Origin of the sequence: Kitasatospora sp. NPDC127116, from assembly GCF_042677365.1 — a bacterium.
GTDB lineage: Bacteria > Actinomycetota > Actinomycetes > Streptomycetales > Streptomycetaceae > Kitasatospora > Kitasatospora lactacystinica.
In genome coordinates this window covers 37356-59851 of sequence record NZ_JBHXTL010000050.1, presented here as the reverse complement: position 1 = coordinate 59851, position 22496 = coordinate 37356, and the positions used below count along the sequence as shown (strand labels likewise).

At 75.4% G+C, this 22496-nt stretch carries 19 protein-coding genes; 14 read left to right on the top strand and 5 right to left on the bottom strand.

All coding sequences use genetic code 11. The features are described from left to right. On the bottom strand, nt 1-2327 hold a 2327-nt coding region (locus tag ACFVHV_RS21145; protein WP_380352671.1), incomplete at its 3' end, for a diguanylate cyclase domain-containing protein. A gap of 233 nt (nt 2328-2560) precedes the next feature. On the opposite strand from ACFVHV_RS21145, the gene ACFVHV_RS21140 reads away from it, so the two are divergent. From ACFVHV_RS21140 to ACFVHV_RS21120, 5 genes are all read left to right on the top strand, one after another. Next, complete coding sequence (locus ACFVHV_RS21140) at nt 2561-5953, top strand: amino acid adenylation domain-containing protein (RefSeq protein ID WP_380352669.1); 3393 nt, start codon at nt 2561-2563, stop codon at nt 5951-5953. Beyond that, nucleotides 5950-6852: a leucyl/phenylalanyl-tRNA--protein transferase gene (locus tag ACFVHV_RS21135; RefSeq protein WP_380352667.1), complete on the top strand. Its 903-nt coding sequence runs from the start codon at nt 5950-5952 to the stop codon at nt 6850-6852. Before ACFVHV_RS21140 ends, ACFVHV_RS21135 begins: the two co-directional genes overlap by 4 nt. A 79-nt stretch (nt 6853-6931) precedes the next feature. Continuing rightward, nucleotides 6932-8494, top strand: coding sequence for a hypothetical protein (locus tag ACFVHV_RS21130; RefSeq protein ID WP_380352666.1), 1563 nt, complete (start codon nt 6932-6934; stop codon nt 8492-8494). Between the two features lie 90 nt (nt 8495-8584). After that, on the top strand, nt 8585-9163 hold the full coding sequence (locus ACFVHV_RS21125; protein WP_380352664.1) for a hypothetical protein: 579 nt from the start codon (nt 8585-8587) through the stop codon (nt 9161-9163). Further along, complete coding sequence (locus tag ACFVHV_RS21120; RefSeq protein ID WP_380352663.1) at nt 9160-9681, top strand: hypothetical protein; 522 nt, start codon at nt 9160-9162, stop codon at nt 9679-9681. The genes ACFVHV_RS21125 and ACFVHV_RS21120 overlap by 4 nt, the downstream gene beginning before the upstream one ends. Nucleotides 9682-9766: 85 nt before the next feature. Here the strand turns inward: ACFVHV_RS21120 and ACFVHV_RS21115 are convergent, their stop codons facing one another. Both ACFVHV_RS21115 and ACFVHV_RS21110 read right to left on the bottom strand, forming a co-directional pair. Further along, nucleotides 9767-10777, bottom strand: coding sequence for a DUF2510 domain-containing protein (locus ACFVHV_RS21115; RefSeq protein ID WP_380352661.1), 1011 nt, complete (start codon nt 10775-10777; stop codon nt 9767-9769). Then, the gene (locus ACFVHV_RS21110; protein ID WP_380352660.1) at nt 10774-12087 is read right to left on the bottom strand and encodes an MFS transporter; all 1314 of its coding nucleotides are present in this window, start codon (nt 12085-12087) and stop codon (nt 10774-10776) included. Before ACFVHV_RS21110 ends, ACFVHV_RS21115 begins: the two co-directional genes overlap by 4 nt. 26 nt (nt 12088-12113) lie before the next feature. Here ACFVHV_RS21110 and ACFVHV_RS21105 point away from each other — a divergent pair, with 26 nt between their 5' ends. Continuing rightward, the gene (locus tag ACFVHV_RS21105) at nt 12114-12653 is read left to right on the top strand and encodes a CGNR zinc finger domain-containing protein (protein WP_359913482.1); all 540 of its coding nucleotides are present in this window, start codon (nt 12114-12116) and stop codon (nt 12651-12653) included. 149 nt (nt 12654-12802) lie between these two features. Beyond that, nucleotides 12803-13570 carry an HAD family hydrolase gene (locus tag ACFVHV_RS21100; protein WP_359913480.1) on the top strand — a complete coding sequence of 256 codons (768 nt, stop codon included), beginning with the start codon at nt 12803-12805 and terminating at the stop codon, nt 13568-13570. A 25-nt stretch (nt 13571-13595) separates the two neighbouring features. On the opposite strand, the gene ACFVHV_RS21095 is transcribed toward ACFVHV_RS21100, so the two are convergent. Next, nucleotides 13596-14405, bottom strand: a complete 810-nt coding sequence (locus ACFVHV_RS21095) for an alpha/beta hydrolase (RefSeq protein WP_359913477.1) — start codon at nt 14403-14405, stop codon at nt 13596-13598. Between the two features lie 332 nt (nt 14406-14737). Between ACFVHV_RS21095 and ACFVHV_RS21090 the strand changes: the two genes are divergently transcribed. The 7 genes from ACFVHV_RS21090 (at nt 14738) to ACFVHV_RS21060 (ending at nt 21178) form a co-directional block, all read left to right on the top strand. After that, complete coding sequence (locus ACFVHV_RS21090; protein WP_380352657.1) at nt 14738-15187, top strand: nuclear transport factor 2 family protein; 450 nt, start codon at nt 14738-14740, stop codon at nt 15185-15187. 289 nt (nt 15188-15476) lie between these two features. Beyond that, complete coding sequence (locus ACFVHV_RS21085; protein ID WP_359913471.1) at nt 15477-16253, top strand: peptidase inhibitor family I36 protein; 777 nt, start codon at nt 15477-15479, stop codon at nt 16251-16253. Between the two features lie 127 nt (nt 16254-16380). Further along, entirely contained in the window at nt 16381-16662 is a 282-nt protein-coding gene (locus ACFVHV_RS21080) for a hypothetical protein (protein WP_380352655.1), read from the top strand. Nucleotides 16663-16730: 68 nt separating this feature from the next. Then, complete coding sequence (locus ACFVHV_RS21075) at nt 16731-18137, top strand: cytochrome P450 (RefSeq protein ID WP_380352654.1); 1407 nt, start codon at nt 16731-16733, stop codon at nt 18135-18137. A gap of 100 nt (nt 18138-18237) precedes the next feature. Then, nucleotides 18238-18894 carry a DUF1707 domain-containing protein gene (locus ACFVHV_RS21070; protein WP_380352653.1) on the top strand — a complete coding sequence of 219 codons (657 nt, stop codon included), beginning with the start codon at nt 18238-18240 and terminating at the stop codon, nt 18892-18894. Between the two features lie 80 nt (nt 18895-18974). Further along, nucleotides 18975-19775, top strand: coding sequence for a serine hydrolase (locus ACFVHV_RS21065; protein WP_380352651.1), 801 nt, complete (start codon nt 18975-18977; stop codon nt 19773-19775). Between the two features lie 152 nt (nt 19776-19927). Further along, complete coding sequence (locus tag ACFVHV_RS21060; protein ID WP_380352650.1) at nt 19928-21178, top strand: transferase; 1251 nt, start codon at nt 19928-19930, stop codon at nt 21176-21178. A 103-nt stretch (nt 21179-21281) separates the two neighbouring features. Here ACFVHV_RS21060 and ACFVHV_RS21055 read toward each other — a convergent pair whose 3' ends face one another. Further along, on the bottom strand, nt 21282-22415 hold the full coding sequence (locus ACFVHV_RS21055; protein WP_380352649.1) for an FAD-dependent monooxygenase: 1134 nt from the start codon (nt 22413-22415) through the stop codon (nt 21282-21284). Nucleotides 22416-22496 lie beyond the last annotated feature (81 nt).

The following is a 22496-nucleotide window of genomic DNA, read 5'->3' as shown; positions in this document are numbered from 1 at the left end:
GTGGTCGCCACGCCGATGCTGGCCGTCACCCGCACCGCGCCCGACGTGAGCTTGAACGGCTCGGCGAACACCGCCAGCACCCCGGACGCGATGGTGTCCACGTCGGCCGGCCGCCGCGCGTCCTCCACCAGCACCGCGAACTCGTCGCCGCCGAGGCGGGCGGCGGTGTCCGAGGCGCGCAGCGCGGTGGAGATCCGCATCGAGACCGCGACCAGCAGCTCGTCGCCGACCGCGTGGCCCTGGGTGTCGTTGACCACCTTGAAGTCGTCCAGGTCGATGAACAGCACCCCCGTGACGGCTCCGCTGCGCTCGCCCCGGGAGAGGGCGTGGCCGACCCGGTCCAGGAACAGCACCCGGTTGGCCAGGCCGGTCAGCGAGTCGTGGAAGGCCCGGTGGGTCAGCTCGCGCTCCATCTGCCGCTGCTCGGTCACGTCGCGCAGGGTGAGCACCAGGGCGCCCACGGTCGGGTCCGCGCGCAGGTCGTTGAAGCGGACCTCGGCTTCGATCGGGGTGCGGTCCTGGCGCAGCAGCCGCCAGTGCTCGCGCGGCTGCTCCGCCCGGGGCTGGTCGGCCGGCCCGCGCATCCGGGCCAGCGCCTTGCCGACCTCCCGGCTGTCCTCGGGCGGGACCAGGTCGGTCAGCAGGGTGCCGGCCAGGTTCGGGTGGCCGAGCACCGTCTCGGCGGACGGGGAGGCGTAGCGCACGCCGTCGTCGGCGTCGAGGATCAGGATGACGTCGCTGGCGTTCTGCACCAGGGTGCGGAAGTACAGCTCGCTGTTGCGGCGGATGACCTCCCGGCTCAGCACCAACCGCTCGACCGCGAGGGCCGCCTGCGCGGCGAGGATCTCCAGCGAGCTCCAGAGGCTGGTCAGCTCCTGCTCGGTGCCGGTGACGATGAGCGCGCCGATCAGCGGATCGCCGGAGGGGCGCTCGGCGAGGGTGAGCGGGCAGACCAGGGCGTACGGCATGCCGCCGCCGAGGCGGTTGCGCCGGTCGCCGCCGGGCTTCGCGCCAAGCTTGGCAGCGGGCTTGGCGGTGGCCGGCCGGGCGGGGCCGGGCTTGGACGGGCCGGGCTTCGACGAGACGGACGGGGCGGCGTCCAGGCCCAGGGCGGCCACGGGCAGCAGCAGGGTCTCCCGGGCGGCGGCGAGTTCCAGCACCTGCTCGGACGGCGCGGCGTCCTGCGGCGCCTGCCGGGCGGAGCCGCTCCCGGCGTGCCGCACGTGCAGCACGCCCTCCTCGGTCACCGCGAGCAGGGCGACGTGTCCGGCCTCGGCCGGCATCAGCGTCGACGCGGCGGACTGGACGGCGTCCGCGACCTCCTCCACCGTGACGGCCGCGGTCAGCCGGGCGCCCGCCTCGCGCAGCGTCCGCTCGCGGGCGACGGCCTGCCGGCGGTCGGAGACGACCACCGCCAGCCGGGCCAGCACCAGCAGGTAGAGCAGCGCGGAGAACGCGCCGATCACGCCCGCGTTGCCGGTGTTGCCGGCCAGCGCCTCGATGATCAGGATCGCCGGGGCGATCAGCGAGGCGAGGGTGAGCAGCACCAGCCGGGCGGTGCTCAGGTCCGGCTGCTGGGTGGGCACCGGCCGGGTCAGCTCGACCATCGACGGGTGCAGCGCCGCCGCGCCCCAGGCGGTGTAGAAGGCGGCCCAGCCGAGTTCGACGGGCGTGCCGATGTGCCAGGTGCCGTGCAGCTGGACCAGCCCGTACAGCACGTCGGAGACCAGGAGGCCGAGCGAGCCGACGGCGAGCAGCTGCAGCGAGCGGGAGTTGCCCCCGCGCGGGGTCAGCAGGCGCAGCAGCAGGGCGAGCACGACCACGTCGCCGAGCGGGTAGGCGATCGAGACGGCCTTCTGGATCCAGTCGAGGTCCGGGTTCCGGGCGTACGGGAGGATCAGGTAGATCCAGGCGAGCAGGGCCAGTCCGATGGTGGGGATGAGGGCGTCGAGCAGCCCGGCGCGGTCCTGACGGGCCGTGCGCCAGCGGATGAAGCCCAGCACGCCGACCGCGTACAGCACGTACTCGGCGAGGTAGAAGCCGTCCGCGACGGACGGGAACGGGTTGGGCAGGTGCAGGATGTCCAGCTGGACGGCCTGGATCACCTCGCCCACGGTGAAGCTGAGGTTGGCGAGTGCCAGCACGTACCAGAAGCGCGCGTGCGCGGGCCGGTTGAGACGGACCCCGACCACGATCGCGGCGACGCCGCCGAGGCCGATGCCCGTCCACCAGATGATCCGCTGGCTCGGATTCGCGTAGTAGATGCCGGTGAACAGCACCATCCAGAGCAGGTAACAGACCATCAGGCGTTGGCACCGGCGAGTCAACGAGGCTACCTCCTCCGCGACACCACCCCGCCGGTCGGGCGGGGGAGTTCGGGCGAGGACTGGGCGGGCGAGGCGTACGGGCCGGCCCGGGGCGGGACGGGGTGGGCGCTTTCGCGCAGCAGCGAGGCGTCCGGCGGGGGGTGCGACCGGACGGCCTCGACGGGGCAGGAGTGCGTATAGTCGGAAATGTCGCACTCCCCAGCATTCTGCCGCCACAGCACGAGGTCAAGCCGGTGGACGACGCAGTAGACAGCGCACAGGGCGTACGCACGGATGCGAGCTCCGGCCGTCACGCCGTGGTCCGCAACGACAACGGTCAGTATGCGATCTGGCCCGGGGACTTGACCGTCCCGGCCGGCTGGCGGCAGGTCCACGGACCGGCCGGGCGGGCCGACTGCCGGGACCGGGTGGAACACGAGTGGCGCCCCGCCGAACTTGGCTTCCCCGACGGCGCCCCCGTACGGCGGGCGGCGGCCGGATTCGCCGACACGGTGCACGGACTGTTCCGCGCGCGGGCGGCGCACGACCCGGAGGCGGTCGCCGTCATCGCCGCCGACGCCACGCTGAGCTACCGCGAACTCGACCTGCGCAGCGACCGGTTGGCCGCCGCGCTCCGGTCCCGCGGAGCCGGCCCCGAGCAGGTCGTGCCGGTCTGCCTGGAACGCGGGGCCGGGCTGGTGACCGCCTGGCTGGCCGTGCTCAAGGCCGGCGGGGCCTTCCTGCCACTGGACCCGGCCCACCCGCGGCGACGACTGGCCGGGCTCGTCGAGGACTGCGGGGCCCGGGTGGTGGTCGCGGACGGCGACGGCTTCCCGGGGACCTCCCGGGTACCCGTGCTCGGACCGGGGGGCGGCGGCTCCGGCGAGTTCCTGGGCGACGACGGCGCCGTCCCGGACGACCTCGCCTACCTGATCTACACCTCCGGCACGACCGGCCGCCCCAAAGGCGTGCCCGTCACCCACCGTGCGCTGCTGTTCACCCTCGACCGGATCGTCCACGCCTACCGGCTGCGCCCCGGCGAACGCGTCCTGCAACTGGCCGCGCTGGGCTCCGACACCGCGCTGGAGCAGGTGTTCGGCGCCCTGCTCGCGGGCGCGACCGTCGTGCTGGGCGGCGGCGGGGACGCGGGCGGCACCTGGGCGCCCACCGAACTGGCCGGCCGGCTGCCCGGGCTGGGCCTGGCCGTCGCCGACCTCACCCCCGCCTACTGGCACCACCTGCTCGACCTGCTCCCGCCCGGCGGGCCCGGCCCCCGGGAACTGCGGCTGCTCGTGGTCGGCGGGGACGTCGTGCACGCCGACGACTGCCGCCGCTGCCTGGAACGGCTGCCCGGCGCCCGGCTGCTCAACGCGTACGGGGTCACCGAGGCGGCCGTCACCTCGACGCTCTGCGAGGTCACGGCCGACCTCCTCGGCGGGGGCGCCACCGGCCCGGGCCCGGCGGGACCGGGCGGCTCCGCCGCGCCCGTACCGATCGGCCGGCCACTGCCCGGAGTGCGGGTGCACGTGCTCGACGCCCGGCTGCGCCCCGTCCGGCCCGGGGAGAAGGGGCAGATCCACCTCGGCGGGCCCGGCCTCGCCCGCGGCTACTGGCGGCAGGCCGGGCTCACCGCCGAGTCCTTCCTGCCCGACCCGTACGCGCCGCTGCCCGGCGAGCGGATGTACCGCACCGGCGACGCCGGACGGTGGCGGGCCGACGGGCAGCTGGAGATCCTCGGGCGCTTCGACGACCAGCTGAAGGTGCGCGGGCACCGGGTGGACCCGGCCGAGATCGAGGCCGTCCTGGCCGCCCACCCGGACGTCCGGCAGGCCCGGATCGCGGCCGACGGGGAGGCGGCGGACGGCAGCCGCACGCTCACGGCGTACTACACGCTCGCCCCCGGGGCGGCCGGCGGGGCGCGGGGGATCCGGGCGTTCCTGGCCGAGCGGCTGCCGGAGTACCTGGTGCCGGCCGACTTCGTGCCGCTGGCGGCGATGCCGCTGACGGCGGCGGGGAAGATCGACCGGCGGCGTCTGCCGCAGGCGCCGGTGCGTTCGGTCGGTTCGGGTGGTCCGTCCGGCCCGGCTGATCCGGCCGTTCCGACTGCTCCGGTCGTTCCGGCCGGAGCGGGTGCCTCCGGTGCGTCCGATGCGTCCGATGCGTCCGGTGCGGACGCGGTCGAGGCGGCCGTCGGGCAGCTGTGGGCGGAGCTGCTCGGCTTCGAACACGTCGGCCCGGACGGCGACTTCTTCGCCCTCGGCGGCACCTCGCTGCTCGCGATGGAGATGCTGGCGCGGGCCCGGATCATGTTCGGCATCGACGTCGGGCAGGTGCGGGCACTCACCCGGGCACTGCTGCGCGAACCCGTCCTGCACGCCTTCGCGGGGACCCTGCGGGCGGCGCGCACGGAGGGCCCCGCGGGCGCCGAACGGGACGCCGGCGTCGACTGGTTCGCGGAGGCCCGGCTCACCGACGACCTCCGGCAGTCCTGGAGCCCGGCGCCCTCCCGGGCCGAGCCCGCCGAGATCCTGCTCACCGGCGCCACCGGCTTCTGCGGCGCCCACCTGCTGCACGCGCTGCTCGCCACCACCCGGGCCCGCATCCACTGCCTGGTCCGCGCGCCCGACGAGGAACACGCGCTGGAACGGCTGCGGGCGGCGCAGCAGCGCTTCCTGCGGCACGACCTCGCCGACCGGCGGGTGGTGCCGCTGGTCGGCGACCTCACCCGGCCCGCACTCGGGCTGACGGACCACCGGTTCGACTGGCTGGCCGGGCACCTCGACGCGATCCACCACCTCGGCGGGCAGGTCAACTTCCTCTACCCGTACCACCAGCTGCGCCGCCCCAACGTCGGCGGCACCCGGGAGGTCGTCCGGCTCGCCGGGCACAGCCGGGGCATCCCCGTGCACTACCTCTCCACCCTCGCCGTCCTGGCCGGCTTCGGCGCGGCCGGCGTCCCGAAGGTCACCGAACGGACCCCGCTCGCCCACCCGGAACGGCTCGGCGTCGGCTACGTCGAGAGCAAGTGGGTCGCCGAACAGCTGCTGCACAACGCGGCCGCCGCCGGCCTGCCGGTCACCGTGCTGCGCACCAACGACGTCACCGGGGACCTCGCGGACGGGGCGATGAACACCGGCACCGAACTGTGCGCGCTGATCGCCTACCTGGCCGACAGCGGGACCTGCCCGGACGTGCAGCTGCTGCTCGACTTCGTCCCCGCCGACCGCTTCTCCCGGGCCGTCGCCCACATCGCCGCCCACGCACCGGCCGCCGGCGAGGTCTACCACCTCACCTCCCCGCAGCCGGGCGTCCTCGCCGACCTCACCGAGCGGCTGCGGGCGCGCGGCCACCGGATCGCCCCACTGCCGTACGGGGACTGGGTGCGGCGGCTGGTCCGGTTCGCCGCCGGGAACCCGACGCACCCGATCGCACCGTTCGTCCCGCTGTTCGTGGACCGCGCGCCGGGGACGGAACTGTCGATCAGCGAGATGTACTTCCGGCCGACGTTCCCGCTGTTCGAGCGGGTCAACGCGGACGCGGCGCTGGCCGGGAGCGGGATCGAACTGCCCCCGGTGGAGGCCGGGTTGATCGACCACTACCTGGCGGGGCTGGAGCGGGAGGGCTTCCTGCGGGCGGCGTCGCCGTGAGCGGTTCCGAGGAGAGTCGTTCCGAGGGGAGCCTTTCCGGCGCGAGCCTCTTCGACGCGCTGGGCGGGCGACTCGGCCCCGGCGACGGCCCGGTGGCCTTCGGCGGGTCGCTCGGGCCCGGAGAACTGCTGGCGGCGTACCGGCGCGGGCTGTTCCCGCTGCCGGCGGCGGACGTGTACGCGAGCGCGTACAGCGAGGCGCTGTACGGGGACGCCGTCGAGGCGGGCGAGGTGGCGCTGCTGCCGGGCGGGACGGACCCGTACGCGCTGGCCTGGTGGTCGCCCGACCCGAGGCCGGTGATCGCGCCCGACGGCGTACGGCTCGGGAGGCGGCTGGAGCGGCGGCTGCGCAACCGGTCCTCGTGGTGGACGAGCGCGGACCGGGCCTTCGGGCAGGTGCTGGCGGCGTGCGCCGAGGGGCGTCAGCCGGTCTGGCTCACGGAGGAGTTGGCGGCAGCGCTGATGGAGCTGCACGGGCTGGGGGCGGCGCACAGCGGCGAGGTGTGGGAGGGGGAGGAGCTGATCGGCGGCGTTTTCGGGGTGGTGGTCGGCCCGGTGCTGAGCCTGGACTCGATGTTCCACCGCCGTCCGGACGCCGCCCGGGTCGCCGTCGCCGATCTCGGGGCGAGGTTCGGCGCGGCGGGCGGGCGGCTGCTCGACGCGCAGTGGGACGGGCCGCACGTGCGGAGCCTCGGGGCGGAACCGATGGCGCGCTCGCGGTACCTCGCCGAGCTCTGGGGCGAGGGCGACGGCGAGGGCGACGGCGAGGACACGGGCAGGGGTGCGGGCAGGGGCGCGGGCGGGGTCGGTGCGCTGGACGGGTCTCCGCTGCCGGCGGCGCGGCTGGGGCGGGGCCCGGTTCGCCCGGCTGATCCGTCCACTCTGACGGACCTCGGATGACCTGCGGTTAAACCTGATAGGTCCGCCTTTTTTGGCCTGTCTTCGACAAACTTATTCCTCGTCAGTAACATGACGCCGCGTGTTCAAGAGCTCCATAGGCAGGGCCGCCGGCCCCGCCGTCCTCACCCTCGTCCTCGCCGGGGCCGCCGCGTGCGGGCCGACCAGCCCCGGTACCTCCCAGGCCGGTGCCGCACCGGCCGCCGCCACCGTCGCAGACCCGGCCGCGACCGCCGCCGGGGGCAGCCCGGCCGCCGCCCCGCCCGCCGGCGGCACCCCGCGCGCCAAGGCGGGCAGCCCCGCCGCCGGCCGTCCGACCCCGAGCAGAACCACCGTCACCGCCGCACCCGCCGGGGACCACCAGGCCGCGATCGGCAGCCCGGGCAAGGACGGTGGCGCCGTCACGGCGGCGGCGAAGAACCTCCAGCTGACGGCCTACGACCCGGCGGGCGGCACGGCCGTGCTGTCGGCGACGGGGCCGGCCGCCACGGCTTCGGCCCCGGCCACGGCTTCGCCCACGGCTTCGGCCACGGCTTCGCCCACAGCCTCGGCCACGACCTCGCCGGGCGCCGTCCCGCCTGCCGCAGTCGCGGCCGCGGCCGTCCAGCCCGGGCAGCTGATCGCCAGCCCGCCCACCGCCGCCGCCCCGCAGGGCGCGCTGGTCGCCGTGACCGGCGTCCGGCCCGGCGCGGGCGACACCATCGCCCTGACCACCCGTCCGGCCACCCTGGCCGAACTCCTCGGCGGCACCGAGGCCGACGGCAACGTCCCCGTCGACCCGCACGGCATCACCGTGACCCCGCTGGTCAAGGACCTCAAGGCGACCGCCGGCCTGACCGGGAACGGCGTCCAGGCCGACGCCTCCGGCACCCTGGAGGTGAACCTCAAGGCCCCCGTCCCGCTGCCCGACGGCGCGAGCCTCGACGCGTCCGGCTCGCTCCAGCTCCACCCCGCCGTCCACTTCGCCTACCACGGCGCGGCGGCCGGCAGCCCGCGCACCGCCTCGATCGGCTTCGACCTCGGCGCCCACGCCCAGTGGAAGGTCACCGGCGACGCCGCCCGCAGCACCGGCGCGGCCCCCGTCCGGGTGCCCTTCGCCAAGCTTCAGGCCAGCCCGGTGCTGACCGTCGCCGGCCTGCCGGTGGTCGTCAACCTCGGCCTCACCTGCTACCTGGAGGTCAGCGCCGACGGCCAGGTCCACCTGGAGGCGGAGCAGGACGCCACCGGCACCTGGGCGGTGCGCGCCGACTACACCGGCGGCAAGGGCTGGACCCCGGCCACCAGCGCCGAGACCAAGGTCACCCCGGTGCACGTGCGGCTCAACGGCAAGGCGGGCGTGCGGGCCGCGCTCGGCGCCGAGATCAGCCTCGGCCTGTACGACACCGTCGGTGTGGAGACCACCGTCGCCCCCTATCTGCGCGCCCAGGCGGAGGGCTCTCTGGTCGCCGACTCCTCCGGCAACCCGCCGCAGGCGCAGGGCAGTTGGTCGCTGGTCGGCGGCGTCGACCTGAACGGCTCGCTGCTCGCCCACCTGAAGGTCTTCGGGACCCCGATCATCGAGGGCAAGCTGCCCCTGCCGCCGTTCCACCGGGAGTGGCCGCTGCTCGCGGGCTCGGCGACGCTGCCCGCCCCGCAGCACAGCTGACCCCTCGCCACCTTCCGGGCCCCTCGGCGGAGTTCTCCGACCGGGGGGCCCTCGTCATGGGTAGGCTCGGATCGGAGGAAGGGGGGCGGTGTGGGGGGCAGACGTTCGGCGCTCGGCGGCGCGGCCGTCCTGGTCTGGGCCGGGACGCTGGTCCTGTACGCCGCCACCGGGATCGGCGGGTGGGCGGCCGTTCCGGCGCTGGCCGCGGCGGTGCTGGCCGCGCTGGCGCTGCCGACGCCGCCACGACCGGGCGCACGGGCGGACGGGCCCGGGAGGCGCGTCCAGAGCCCGCTGCCGACCGGGCCCGCACCCATGGGCCTGGGGTTCCCCGTCCCCGCGGGCCTGCCGCCGGGTCTTTCGGAGAGCCTTTCGGAGGGTCTTTCGGAGGGTCTTTCGGAGGCGGGGCCGGTGGGCAGCGGGCCGGTCTTCCGGTCCGACGTCTCCGGCAGCGTCCTCGCCTGGGCGGACGGCGACGCGGCGGTCGCCGGGAGCGGCGCCGGGGCCGGGCACCGGCCCCTGCTGGAGTTCGCCGACGACCCGCTGACCCCGGTGGCCGCCGAGACCGTCACCGAGGGCCTGGAACGCCTCTTCCTCCGGCTCGGCCCGCCGCCGGGCGCGGCCCGCAGCCCCGACCGCACCGCCCCCACGCCCCGAGGTGACGACCGGTGACCACCCCCGAGGAGAGCCGCACCCGCCGTCCGACGGCCCTGGAGATCGCCACCCAGTGGGCCCGGCTTCCGCCCGAGCACCTGCGGGTGGCCCTGGAGCACCTCGAACTGGAACTCCGGCGCGAACACGCCCGGGAGAGTGCCAGGGAACGCCACCAGGCTTCGCTGGAACGCGAGCGGACGGCGTCGGCCTCGGTGCTCGAAGCGGCCCGGATGCGGGAGGAGCAGGTGACCGAGCGCGCCCGGATCGCGGCTCAGGACCGCACGGACCAGCGCGCCCACCAGCTCTACGTCGGCGGGCTGGTGGCCGGCTTCGTGCTCGCCGCCGGAATGCTCGCGGGCTCGGTGATCGTCGGCCTGGACGGCCGCCAGTGGCTGGCCGGCCTGCTCGCCGGGCCCGGCCTGATCGCCCTCCCGGGGGTCTTCGTCCTGCGCCGCGGCGACCGGCCCGCCGTACGCCCGCGCCCGCTCCCGCCGCCCACCTTCCCGGAGCGGCTCCCGGACGACCGGCCGGCGTAGCCGCGCGGCCCCGTGCCCGGAGGCGGGACGGCTACGGCCGTGGCCGCGAGGGCGACGGCGGTCGCGACACCGCCGGAACGGGACGTCAGGTGCCGCTGGTGGGGGCGTCGTCCTTCTTGACGCCCAGGAGGATCTGGTCCAGCACCGAGACGTCCGGGGCGGCCGGGTCGTCGTCCACGCCGCCGTCGAAGACCACGTAGCCCCCGCCCTTCGCGGGGAGGGCGGCCAGCAGGACGTAGCCCTGGGTGCCGTCGGCGTTGGTGATGTGCCAGCGGGTCGCGTAGCCGGCCACGCCGGCGACGGCGAGGCTGCCCGAGCCGTAGTCGGTCTGCGAGGTCATCCCGCTGAAGATCTGCTTGGCGACGGTCGGCATGGCGGCGTCGGCGGCGGCCTTCGCGCTGTCGCCCTGGATGGTGTTCTTCTCCACCGAGAACCGGCCGCGGATGCAGGCCTTGCCGTTCGCGCAGGTGTAGCGGCCGCTGCCGAGGTAGACCGACCACTGCGGGGTGTCGGTCGTCGTCACCTCCCAGCCCTCGAACACCGGGAGGGTGATCGAGTGCTGCTGGTCCGCGACGGTGCTCCTGAGGACCGGGGCGGGCTTGGGCGTGGCCGGCTTCGGGGTGGGGCCGGGGCTCGTGGTCGGGCCGGTGCTGCGGCTGACGGAAACGGTGGGGTCGGTGGTCGGGTCCGCCGCCGGGTCGCCGCCGTGGCTGAGCGCGACTCCGGCGATGCTGCCGCCGACCGCCAGGACGCCGACCGCGACGGCGATGATCACGCCCGGCTTGGCCCGCCTGGGGGCGGGGAGCGGGGCCGCGGCCATCGGCGGGTAGCCGGGGCCGGGGCCGGGCCGGCCGTAGCCCGCGGCCGGGAACGACTGCGGGCCCGGGTACGCCTGCGGGCCGGGGTAGGCCTGCTGGCCGGGGTGGGCCGGGTACGCCTGCTGCGCCGGGGGCGCCTCCTGGCCCGGGTAGCCGTAGCCGCCCTGGACCGGCCGGACGTCGCTGGTCCAGGCGTTGCCGTCCCACCAGCGCTCGTGGCCGGGGGCGCCGTCCGGACCGGGGACCGGGTACCACCCGGGAGGCGTCTCGTTGCTCACGGCCGTACGGTACCCGCCGGTGTGCGGCCCGTGGCGGCAGGGGTGCCGCGCCCGCCGCCGCCACCGCCGCGGGCGGTCAGCACGAGGGTCGCGGCCGTGGCCGCGGCGAGGGCGGCCCAGGCGGCGGTGAAGCCGTGGGTGGTGTCGCGGAGCAGCCCGAGGGCGGGCGGGACCAGGACGACGGCCAGTTGGTTGACGGCCATGACCAGCCCGAGGGCGAAGCCGGTCCGGCCCGGTGGGGCCGACTCCGCCAGGTGGGCCACCCAGGGGCCGTACCAGCCGATGCCGAAGAAGCCCAGCCAGGTGAACAGGAGGGCGGCCACCACGGGGGAGTGGCCCGCCGGCGTCGTCAGGACCGTCAACCCGGCCACCACCGCGCCCAGGCAGACCAGGACGGGCCGGTACCGCCCGGCACGGCTGCGGTCGCTCCAGGCCGCCAGCGCGATCCGGCCGGCCGCCCCCGCCACCTGGACCGCCACCAGGACGGCGGCGCTCGGACCGGGGCCGAGGGCCGTCACGTCGTGGAGGTACAGCGCGCCGAGCACGCCGATGCCGCTGTGCACCGAGACCAGGCTCAGGCCGGAGAACAGGATCCTCGTCATGGCCGGCTCGCGGAGCATCCGCAGCCGGGAGCCGACGGAGGCCGTCGGCGCGGCGGTGCCGGGAGCGGGGCGCGCGGCCGTGGCGGCCGGCGGCCGCCGGTAGAGGGCGGTGAAGAGCCCGGCGCCCACGAGGGCGACCAGCCCGCCGACCACCAGCGCCGCCCGCCACCCGTGCGCCACGGCCACCAGCGGCAGGACGGCGGCGGCGAGTGCGCCGCCCAGCGGCAGCCCCGCCTGGCGGACGCCCATGGCCAGTCCCCGCTGCGCCGGGGCGAACCAGACGGCCACCGACTTGCTGCCGCCGGGCTGCACGGTGCTGTACCCGGCGCCGACGACCAGCAGGACGGCGAGCAGGGAGGCGTACCCCTGCGCCAGGCCGCCGAGGAGCAGGGCCGCGGCGACCACGGCGGAACCGATGCCGACGACCCAGCGCTCGTTGTGCCGGTCCAGGAGCGCACCGGCCACCAGCAGGCCGACCAGCGGCACCAGTTGGGAGGCGGACAGGAGCAGGCCGATCCGGGTCGTGCTGACGTCCAGTGACTGCTGCAGGGGGACGGCCATCGCCCCGATGCCCTGGACGAAGAAGCCGGAGGCGGCCTGGGTGACGGTGGCGACGCCGAGGACCACCCAGCGGTACCGGAGCAGGCGGGCGGCGTCCCCGACGGCCCTCGGCCCGGAGTGCTTCTCGGTGTCGGTGTGCTGACTCATGCTCAGCAGCCTGGTGTCATGGTCTTATGCATCTCAACCCTTACGGCGAAGGCGCCGTGCACCTCGCCGCGGAACTGGCCAACCGGCGCCCCGGAACCGCCGGGGAACTGGTGGACCGCTGCCGCGCGGCCGGGCTGGTGGTCGACGGACCGGTCCTGCCGGCGGACCTGGCGCGCATCCTGGCCCTGCTGGACAGCTGGGAGTCGGTGGTCGACGCGGCCGACGAGCGCGAACGGGCCGAACGGCTCAACCGGATGCTGGCCGCCGACGCCGCCCACCCCCGGCTGACCGACCACGCCGATGGCTGGCACCTCCACTACCGCGACGACCACCAGCCGTTCGCCGCCGTGCTGTCCACCCTGATCGCCGTCGGCACCGCCTTCCACCTGGTGGGCCGCGGCATGCACCGGCTCGGCCGGTGCGCCGTCGCCGAGTGCACCACCCTCTTCGCCGACACCACGCGGACCGGCCGCCGGCGTTACTGCTCCCAGCTCTGCGCCAACCGCGACGCCGTCCGCCGCCACCGCCGCGCGGCGCGACCGGCGACCGGCCCGGCCCGCGCGTGACCGTCCCGCCCGGACGGCGGGGACGTGGCGGCGGGGACGTGTCGGAGGGCTTCGGCCGGAGTGGGACGTCGGGCCCGCCGACTTCCCGCTCCGGCCGTACCCGAAGGGCCGCGGGATCGTGCACCGCACCGCCTGGATACGATCGCACGATGATCACCACCAGCGCCCGCACCACGGTCTTCGACATCGACGGCACCCTCTGCTTCGACGGGCGGACGATCGACCGCCGGATCCTCGCCGCGCTGGCGGACTGCGAGCGGGCCGGGCACCAGCTGGTCTTCGCCTCCGCCCGGCCGGTCCGCGACCTCCTGCCCGTCCTCGACGGGGCCTTTCCCGCCGCCACGCTGATCGGCGGCAACGGCAGCCTGGTCTCCGTCGGCGGCCGGGTGCGGGCGCGGGCCGCGTTCGAGGCCGGTGACCTCGACCGGCTGCTGACCGAGGTCGAGCGGTTCCGGGCGGGCTACCTCGCCGACGGCCCGTGGGACTACGCCTACACCGGACCGGCCGACCACCCGATCCGCGGCCGGGTCGACCAGGGCGGCCTGGCCCGCCGGGTGGAGCTCGCCGAACTCCCCGCCGTGGTCAAGTTCCTGGTGGTCGACGCGGCCGACCCGGCGGCCCTCGCGGAGGCCGGCCGCGCGCTCGGGATGACCGTCAACCACCACCTCGACGAGGCGATCATCGACTTCGCCCCGGGCACCACGAACAAGTGGGAGGCGCTGACCTCGCTGGGGATCGACGCGTACAACGCCTTCGGCAACGACATCAACGACCTCGACCTGCTGCGCAACGCCCGGCACTCCGTCCGGGTCGGCGCCCACCCGGGCCTGGACGGCGTCGCCCGCGTCACCGTCGCCGCCGAACCGGAGGCCGTCGCCGCCGAGATCTCCCGGCTGGCCGAGGCGCCCGGCCGGTAGCCGCCGGGCGCCGCGACCGTTCGCGTCAGGCCGACGCGGCGTCCGGCCCGGACACCGGCACAGGGGCCGCCCCCTGTGCCGGGCCGGTCGCCGGACCGGACGCCGGGCGGCCGAGGTGGCGGGCGAGGAAGCGGACCGCGCTGTCGGCCTCGAAGCGGGGCAGGTCCTTGTGCCGGCCGGTGTTCGCGTGCAGCGTCTTCTCCGTCGAGGCGAACGCGTCGAACAACGCCAGGCCGGCCTCGCGCGGGATGTGCTCGTCGTCCCACTGGAGGTCGAACTCGATCGGGACGGTGATCCGCCGCGCCTTCTCGGCCAGGGCGTCCGGCCAGTGCAGCCCGAACACCGCGGCCGTGATCCGGGGTTCGACCGCTACCAGCGGCACGCCGATCGCGGTGGCCATGTTGAGGCCGAAGTAGCCGACCGGCCCGTCGGTGCCGATCTCCGGAAGCTGCTGGAGCGCGTCCAGCGCCGCCCGCCACTCGGGCACGGCGAGCTCCGCCAGGTGCGCGTTGTAGCGCACCACGACCGGCCCCTCCGGCTCGCCCGCCGCCCGGGCGCGGTACAGCTCGGCGATCTCCGCCTCGTCGTGCGCGCTGCGCGGCCGGTCGCCGTGCCCGGGGGCGTCGAGGACGGCGACGTGGAAGCCGCAGCCGGCCACCAGGAGCCGCGCCCGGCCCGACATGGACGGGTGCTTCCTGTGAGTGCCGCCGCCGTGGCCCATCAGGACCAGGGGCGCACGACGGGTGCCGGAGGCGGAGGGCGCGCCGGCTCCGGCGCGGACGGGGGACCAGAGCACACCGGGGACGCCGCCCACGGTGAAGTCGCGCTCGATCATGCCGTTCGCCGAGGACTCGGCGGTGAACCGAAGAGACCGAGGAGACTGAAGAGACAGGGAAGAGTGCATCGGTGTTGCCTTTCGGGAATGCCTGCTCGAAGCGGCGCTCCCGGCGACACCTGGGTCAGTCGCCAGCCGTGATCTCCAGGGGGAGCACCCATATCGGTACTGCGTTCACGGGGCTCACCTCCTCGGGCGGTTTCACGGGCGACTGGAAGCTAACATCCCGGCAGCCGTCCCCGCCAGCGGATTTCCGACGCCCGGTCAAAAGCGTGGGAGAGTCGGGGAGAGGGGCGGAGGAACCGACTGCCGCCGGGCCCGTGGGGGAGAGCATGTCCGCGTCCGTCGATCCGGTACCGAGCCACCGCGCGATCGAGAACCTGATCGCGTGCTACGCCGAACTCGTGGACGACGGCGACTTCGCGGGGCTCGGCGCCCTGCTCGCCGACGCCGTCTTCGTCGGCAGCGGCGTGCCGGTCCGCGGGGCCGCGGCGATCGAGGCGATGTTCCGGGAGACGATCGCCGTGTACGCCGACGGGACGCCGCGGACCCAGCACGTCACCGGCAACCTGGCCGTCGAGGTCGACGAGCGGGCGGGGACGGCGGTCGCGCGCTCGTACGTCACGGTGCTGCAGGCGCTGCCCGAACTGCCGCTGCAGGCCATCGCCGCCGGCCGGTACCACGACCGCTTCGTGCGCGGGGAGGACGGGCGGTGGCGGTTCGCGGAGCGGCGGGTGAGGATCACCCTGGTCGGCGATGTGAGCCGCCACCTGCGGCGCTAGGGTGCGCGGACCAGGACGAGAGGGACGGCCGGGACGGGGACGTCCCCGGCGAAGAGGACCGCACCCGCCGCTACCAGGACGAGTTCCGGGCGGCCCAGCCCGAGGGCCGCACCGGCGACCCCCGTGCGCGGCCGTTCCGCACGCTCGGCCTGGCCGGCCGGAGCCGGGGCGCGGACGGGCGTTCCGGGTGTCCGGACCGGTGTTGCGGCCCCCTGCCCTCGGGCGGAAGCTGGAATTCGGAGGCCGGGCACCGGGCTCGGCCTGTAAATCCGTCGAACGGATACCTCCGATGTCACATTCCGAGGACAGCAGGGCGTTCGAACTTCTGGCCGCGATGGTTGCGGGTGATGCCGACATCAGCGACGGAATCGCGGAACTCGGGGCGCAGGGAATCGGTTCACTGGAGGAATGCGTCCGGGTGCTCCGGGAGGGCCTCCGGGCGTCGGCGGGGGACCGGGCCGACGCGCTGCGCCCGAGCGACCCCCTGCGCGCGCATGCGCCCGCGCCGCCGGAGGTCGCCGCCCGGATCGTTCATCAACAGCCCGACCTGCCCTTCATGTTCGAGGGGGAGCTGCACGACCCGCAGGACATCGCGCGGCTCAACGGCCGGGAACTGCACGCGGTGTCGACCCCGGGCGCCGGTCACCTGCTGGTCGTCGACGACATCGCGGTCATCGAGCAGTGGTGGCGGATCCTGTTCTTCGAGCAGTACGTGCACCGCGCGGGAACCTCCCGTGCGCTTTCGGCGGAACCGCAGCCGCGCGAGTTCCACCCCCGGACCTGGTTCTACGAGGACGACAATCTGGGCGGCGGCAATATCTTTCTGGATGCGAATAGGGGGTATTACGACCTGACGAAGGTCACCTATTTCCCCTTCGCCGACTGGAACGACAGGATCTCCTCCTTCTGGATGCTGGGCACGCAGGTGACGAGACTGTGGTCCGACATCCACTGGTCGGGGAACTCGCACACCTTCGTGCTGCCGTTCGGCACCCCGGAGTTCCGGCAGATGGAGTTGCGCAGCATCGGTTTCAACGACATCTCCTCCTCGCTGGAGACCTGGTAGGAGCCCGTACGCCCGCGTCGGTTCGGGGGATTGCGGCGGGGGTTCCGGCGTGGACGGGGCGGCGGGGGAATCCATGCCCCGGAAGGGCGCCGCAACCGGTCGTGCGCCCTCGGAAGGGAGAACAGTCATGCGTCGTCGGATTGCCGCGGTCGGGATGCTGGCCGCCGCCGGAGTGCTCGCGTTCGCCGTGCCCGCACAGGCGGCGACGGGGGTGCTGGTGGTGAACGGTGCGGCGCACCGGAACCCGGCGCGGGGGTGCTACCCGACCGTGTCGCCCGTAGTCGTCCAGAACCTCACGGACGCGAGGGTCGACGTGTACTCCGCGGCGAACTGTCAGGGGTCGCTGACGCGGGAGATCGCCGCCGGGATGTCCGCGGCGACGGTCGGGTTCAGCTACTTCGTCAACTGACGCCGGAGCAGGACCGGAGCACGGGAAGTCGGCCCCGCCGACTTCCCACGCCGTCACGAGGAGGTGCGATGGAGATCCCGGGGCCCGAACCGTGCGCCGACGGCGGGGTGGGCGCCATCGCGCGGGCGGGCGGCCTGCACGCCTACCAGCTGTGGCTGCACGCCGAGTACGGACCCGTCGCGCGGCTCCAGCTGCCCGGGGCCGGGACCGCCGTGTCGATCGCCGATCCGGTGCTGCTGGAGGCCGCGGTCCACCTCGACGAGCGGCCCCGGCGGCTGTTCTCCTTCCTGGACCCGCTGTTCGAGGCGGGCAACCTCCAGGTGCTCCCGGCCGACGAGCACGGGCCGTGGCGCCGGCTGCTGCTCACCGTCCTGGCTGGACGGCCCTCGCACGAACGGCACGTCGCCCGCTTCGCCGCCCTGGCGACCGGGCTCGCCGACCGCTGGGCCGCCCTGCCCGCCGGGCGGTCCGTCGAGCTCCAGCGGGAACTGGCCGGGCTCTCCCTCCGGATGGTCTGCGGCTACGCCCTGGGCGGCGAGGTCGAGGACCCGGACGGCGTGGTCGAGGCCTTCGAGGCGGTGCTCGCCGACCGGTTGGAGCGCCTCTACCGGGATCCGGCCGAGCAGGCCCCGGAGCAGCACGTCGAACGGACCGCGCGGGCCCTCGCCCGGCTGCGGGCGACGGTCGACCGGGTGATCGCCGCGCACCGCCCGGACGGCCCGGGCGCCGGCGGCCCCGGCACCCGCGACCGCGGCGCAGGCGGCCCCGGCACCGACAACCCCAACACCAGCACCCGTGACCGCAGCGACCTGATCGGCGCCCTCGTCGAGGCCGGCGAGAGCCCCGCGAGGATCCGTGACACCGTCCTCGCCGTGATGCTGGCCGCCCACCACACCACGGGTGTGGCCGTCTCCTGGACGCTGCACCTGCTCGCCGCCCACCCGGAGGCGGCCGCGCGCGTCACCGAGGAGCTCGACCGGGTCCTCGGCGACCGCCCGGCGCCCGACCACGTCGACCTGCACCGGCTGCCGTACCTGGGGATGGTCCTGCGCGAGTCGCTGCGCCGCTACCCGCCCGGCCCGTACGGCGCCCGGTGGACCGCCGGTCCGCTGGCCGTCGGCGGGTACACCGTCCCCGCCGGGGCGGTGGTCCTCCTCCCGATCCTGGCCGTCCACCTGAACCCCGCGTACTGGCCCGAGCCGGAGCGGTTCCGGCCCGAGCGGTTCACTCCCGAGGAGTCGGCGGGGCGCCCCCGGCTGGCCTGGATCCCGTTCGGCCTGGGCCCGCGTGCCTGCGAGGGGGCGGGCCTGGCCATGACGGAGGCCCTGGTGCTGCTGGCCGTCCTGCTCAAGCGGCTCGGCTTCCGGCCCGAGCCGGGCCACCGGGTGGTCCCGGTCGAACGGTTCGTGCTGTGGGCCGCCGACGACATCCGCATGCTGGTGAGCCCGCGCGCCGCGGACGGCCCGTCCCGCTGAGCGGTCTGGCGGGAACTCCTATCGCGATATATCGTGAGTTCCCGTTCGTGTCGCCGACCCCGACGCGTGACGAACCATCGTCGAGTTCAGGACGGGAAGTATGCCGGGAGAGATCGTGCCCGCCGGGACGCACTCCGGCCGCGGCCCGCAGCAGTCCGGGATGCGGGCCTCCCATGCCGACCGGGACCGGGTGGCCGAGCTGCTGCGGATCGCTGCGGGCGACGGCCGGCTGACCCCGGACGAGCTGGACGAGCGCCTGGAGGCCGCCCTGTCGGCGCGGACGCTCGGCGAACTGGCCGGGCTGACGGCCGACTTGCCGCCGGTGTCGATCTCCGCCGACGGGGTGGTGGCGGAGGTCAAGGACGTCCTGCGGATCGACCAGCGGTGGAGCGCGGTCAGGCGGGAGGGGCGCTGGGTGGTGCCGCGACGGCTGGAGCTCTTCGTGGAGTGGTGCGACGTGACGCTCGACTTCACCCAGGCGGTGATCACCCAGGACACCCTGCGGATCGACCTGGACATGGAGGGCAAGACCCTGACGCTGATCACCGGGCCCGGCGTCGTGGTCGACTCCGACGCCCTGGCACTGGAGTTCAGCAGGGTCAGGAACGACCGGGCGCCGGACTCCGGCGGGCCGGTCGCCCTGCGCGTGGAGCTGGTCGGCAGGAAGCGCCACGGCCGGATCGTCGTGCGGCAGCCGCGGCGGACGGCCGGCCAGTGGCTGCTGCGCAAGCCCGTGGCGCTGCCTCCCGGCGGCTGACGGGCCGCCGCGGCTGCCGCGGGTTCGTGTCGTGCGCCGCAACCGTCGAGGTCCGACCGGTTCTGCCCTACCCTTCCTCCATGCTCTCTGTGGTGGTGGCCCCCTGGATGGGCGACTCGAAGCCGGTGTTCCTCCACAACCCGGACGAACTGCACGACGCCGCGAGCACGATGAAGGTCGCCGTGCTCGCCGCGCTCTGCCGCGGCGGCGTCAGTCTCGACGCCGAAGTCCCCGTGGTGAACCGCTTCGAGTCCGTCGTGGGCGGGGAGTTCGGCAACGACCCGGACCGGGACAGCGACCCGCTGCCCTGGGAACTGCTCGGCACCCACGTCCCGCTCCGGCTGCTCGCCGAGCGGATGATCACCCACTCCTCCAACCTCGCCACCAACATCTGCCTGGCCCGCACCACCCAGCAGGCCGTCGCCGACGTGTGGCGCCGCGCCGGAGCCACGCACAGCGCCACCCCGCGCGGGATCGAGGACTACGCGGCGCGCGCCCGGGGCGTGCACAACCGGGTGAGCGCCCGCGACCTGGTCCGGCTGCTGCGCTCGCTCGCCGACGAGCCCGAACTCCTCGGCCTCCTCGAATGCAACGAGTTCCGGGTGGACCTGGCCGCCGGGCTCCCCTCCAACACCCGGATCGCCTTCAAGAACGGCTGGATCCCCGGCACCCGGCTCGGCGTGGGCCTCGTCCAGGCGGCCGACTGCCCGCCCTACCTGATCGCCGTCTGCTACAGCGGCCCGCTCGCCGACGGCACGGACCGCACCGACCCGGCGGCCCGCCTGCTCGCCCGCATCTCCAAGGCGGTGTGGGACCGCCGGGACCAGATCAGCCGGCCGGTGCCCTCGGCCCGCCCGGCGCCGCTCCGTTCGGCGGGTTGATCCCTACGAGCCCGTGGTGGCCGGCGCGTGACGCTGCGGAGGATCCGCTGACGGACGGCCCGGACGCGCTCCGGGCCGTCCCGCTCGGGGCGTGAGCCGGGGAACCGGCGCCGATCGCACACGCATGACGGCCCGTCCGTTGCGGTATCGGATTGAAGGGTCCTGCTCAACGGCTGCGCGAGGGTTCGGGGGTGGTCGGCGTGTCGTCCCGGCTACGGATGTTCGCCCGGTGGATCACGGCGGTCGCGCTCGCGGCGGCGTACGCGGCCCTGCACCTGCTGGTCAACGTGGGCGTGGGCCAGCAGGTGCGCGCGAGCAGGGCGGGGGCGCTGTGGTGCGGGGCGGTCGCCCTGGCACTGCTCGGGCCCGCCCTGTGGCTGCGGCACCGCCGACGGGCGGGGGTCGCCGAGATCGTCGCGCTCGTCGACCGCTACGGCACCCGGCGGCCGCGATGCCGGCGGGCCGTCCTGGCCGCCAACACCGCAGGGTGCGTGCTGGCCGGGGGCGGCGCGCTCGCCGTCGCCGTGTCGGAGCGCAGCGCCGCGCTCCCGCCGGAGGCGTCGCTCCTGCTGCTGGCGGGCGGCGTCGCGGCGGCGGGGGCCGGCCTCCTGGTCCTGCGCAGCACCCGTCCGTACGCGGCTCGCGGGGCGGCCCAGGCCCTGCTCCGGGACGGTCGCAGACCCGTGCTCTACCTGCGCAGCTTCGACGACGACGAGGCGGCCGCCCGGGTGGACGACAGGGCGAGGAGCGACCTCCGCGCGCGGGAGGTGCAGTTCGCCGCCGCGCTGGGCGCCGTCGGTCCCGTGATCGCGGTGGGGCGGCCGGGGGAGACCCTTCCGCTCCTGGGCGCGGCCCGGTTCTACCTGCCGCTCGACGACTGGCAGGGCACCGTGCGGCGGTTGATGGACCTGTCCCAGCTGATCGTGCTGCGGCTGGGGCCGGGGGAAGGGCTGCGGTGGGAGATCGGGGAGGCCCGGGCCACGCAGCCGCCGGCGAAGCTGATCCTGCTGGCCCCGCGCGGCTTTCCGGAGCTGGCCGGCCAGGTGAACGCGAGCCTCCCCACCCCGCTGCTGCCCAGGGAGATGGTCGTGGGCGGGCACTGGGTCGGAGCCGTCATCGCCTTCGACGCCCACTGGACCCCCCGGGTGTTCCCGGTGAAGGAGCGCAGGGGGCGGACGGCGTGGACGGCCCGGTCGGGCGGCTCCTCCCTGCGGACGCCCACCGTGCACCTGGTCCGCACCATCCACACGGCGCTGGCCGCGACCGGGAGGCGGCAGCGGGCGATGGCCTGGAGGGCGCAACTCGCCACCAGGAAGGCCGACCTGGTGATGGCGGGGCTGGCCCTCGCGCTGGTCCTGCCGGGGTGGCTCGGGTACCGGATCCTGCAGTTGGCCGGTCGCTGAACCGCCCCGCCGCCCGCCCCGCCGCCGCCCGGCCCGGCGGCGCGCCGAAACGCGCCGCCGGGCCCGGGGCCGCAGCCGGGCGGAGGGGTCGAGGCCGCAGCCGTCAGTACGGCTGGACCAGGACGTGAGCCGCGCCCGGGATGCCGACCTTGAGGAGCTCGTCCTCCTCCGGCGTGGTCGGCGTGCCCGTCTCCTGCTTGAGGACGGCCCGCGACAGGGCCTGGACCCACATGGCGCGGGGGCGGCGGCGCTCCTCCCAGGCGGCGAGGGCGGCCGGCACGGTGTCGGCCGCGTCCAGGCTCTGGGCGAGCACGAGCGCGTCCTCGACGGCCATCGCGGCGCCCTGGGCGAGGTGCGGGGTGGAGGCGTGGGCGGCGTCGCCGGCCAGGACGATCCGGCCGACGTGCCAGGGCTCCTCGACGGTGACCTGGGAGATCCGCGAGTGGACCACGGCGGCCGGGTCGGTGATCAGCGCCAGCGCCTCGGCGATCGGCCCGCCGAAGCCGGCCAGCCGCTCGCGCAGCTGCTCGTGGGCGCGCTCCGGGTCCGGACGGAAGTCCTCGGCCTCGGCGAAGACCGAGCCCAGGTACATCTGCTCGGTGCTGATCGGGGTGAGCAGGGCCTTGGCGCTGAGGTTGCCGGAGGACATCACCACGCCCTGAACCTCGGGCGAACGCGGCAGCGTGACACGCCAGTTGGCGAAGCCGGTGTACTCGGGGACGTACTTCTCGCCGTACAGGTGGCGGCGCAGCGGCGAGCCGATGCCGTCGAAGCCGACGACCAGGTCGTAGCGGCCGACGTGCCCGTCGGTGAGGGCGACCTCGACGCCGTGGGCGTCCTCGTGCAGGGTGCCGACGGTGGTGCCGAAGCGGACCGTCACGCCCGCCCCGGCGGCGGCGTCGGCCAGGACGCGGGCCAGCGCGGGGCGCGGGATGCCGTTGTTGGAGGGCACGTCGCCCATCCGGGGCTGCGGGATCTTCGCGAGGGTGGCGCCGGCCGGGTCGCAGATGGTCAGCACCTCCCACGGGAAGCCGACGGACAGGCAGTCCTCCAGGACGCCGATCTCGCGCATCACGTGCAGGGCGTTGGACGGCTGGATGATGCCGACGCCGAGGGCCTCCAGCTGCTCGCGCAGCTCGGCGACGTCGACCTGGTGGCCGCGCTGGGCGAGGGCGGTGGCGAGGGTGAGGCCGCCGATGCCGCCACCGTTGACGAGGACGCGCAGGGGTCTGGTCATGAGGGACGCTCCGAAGGGAAGTTCGCAGGAGTGCGGGGGCTCGGCCGGAGCCGGCCGGCCGCATGAGGGTTCGGCCGGGAC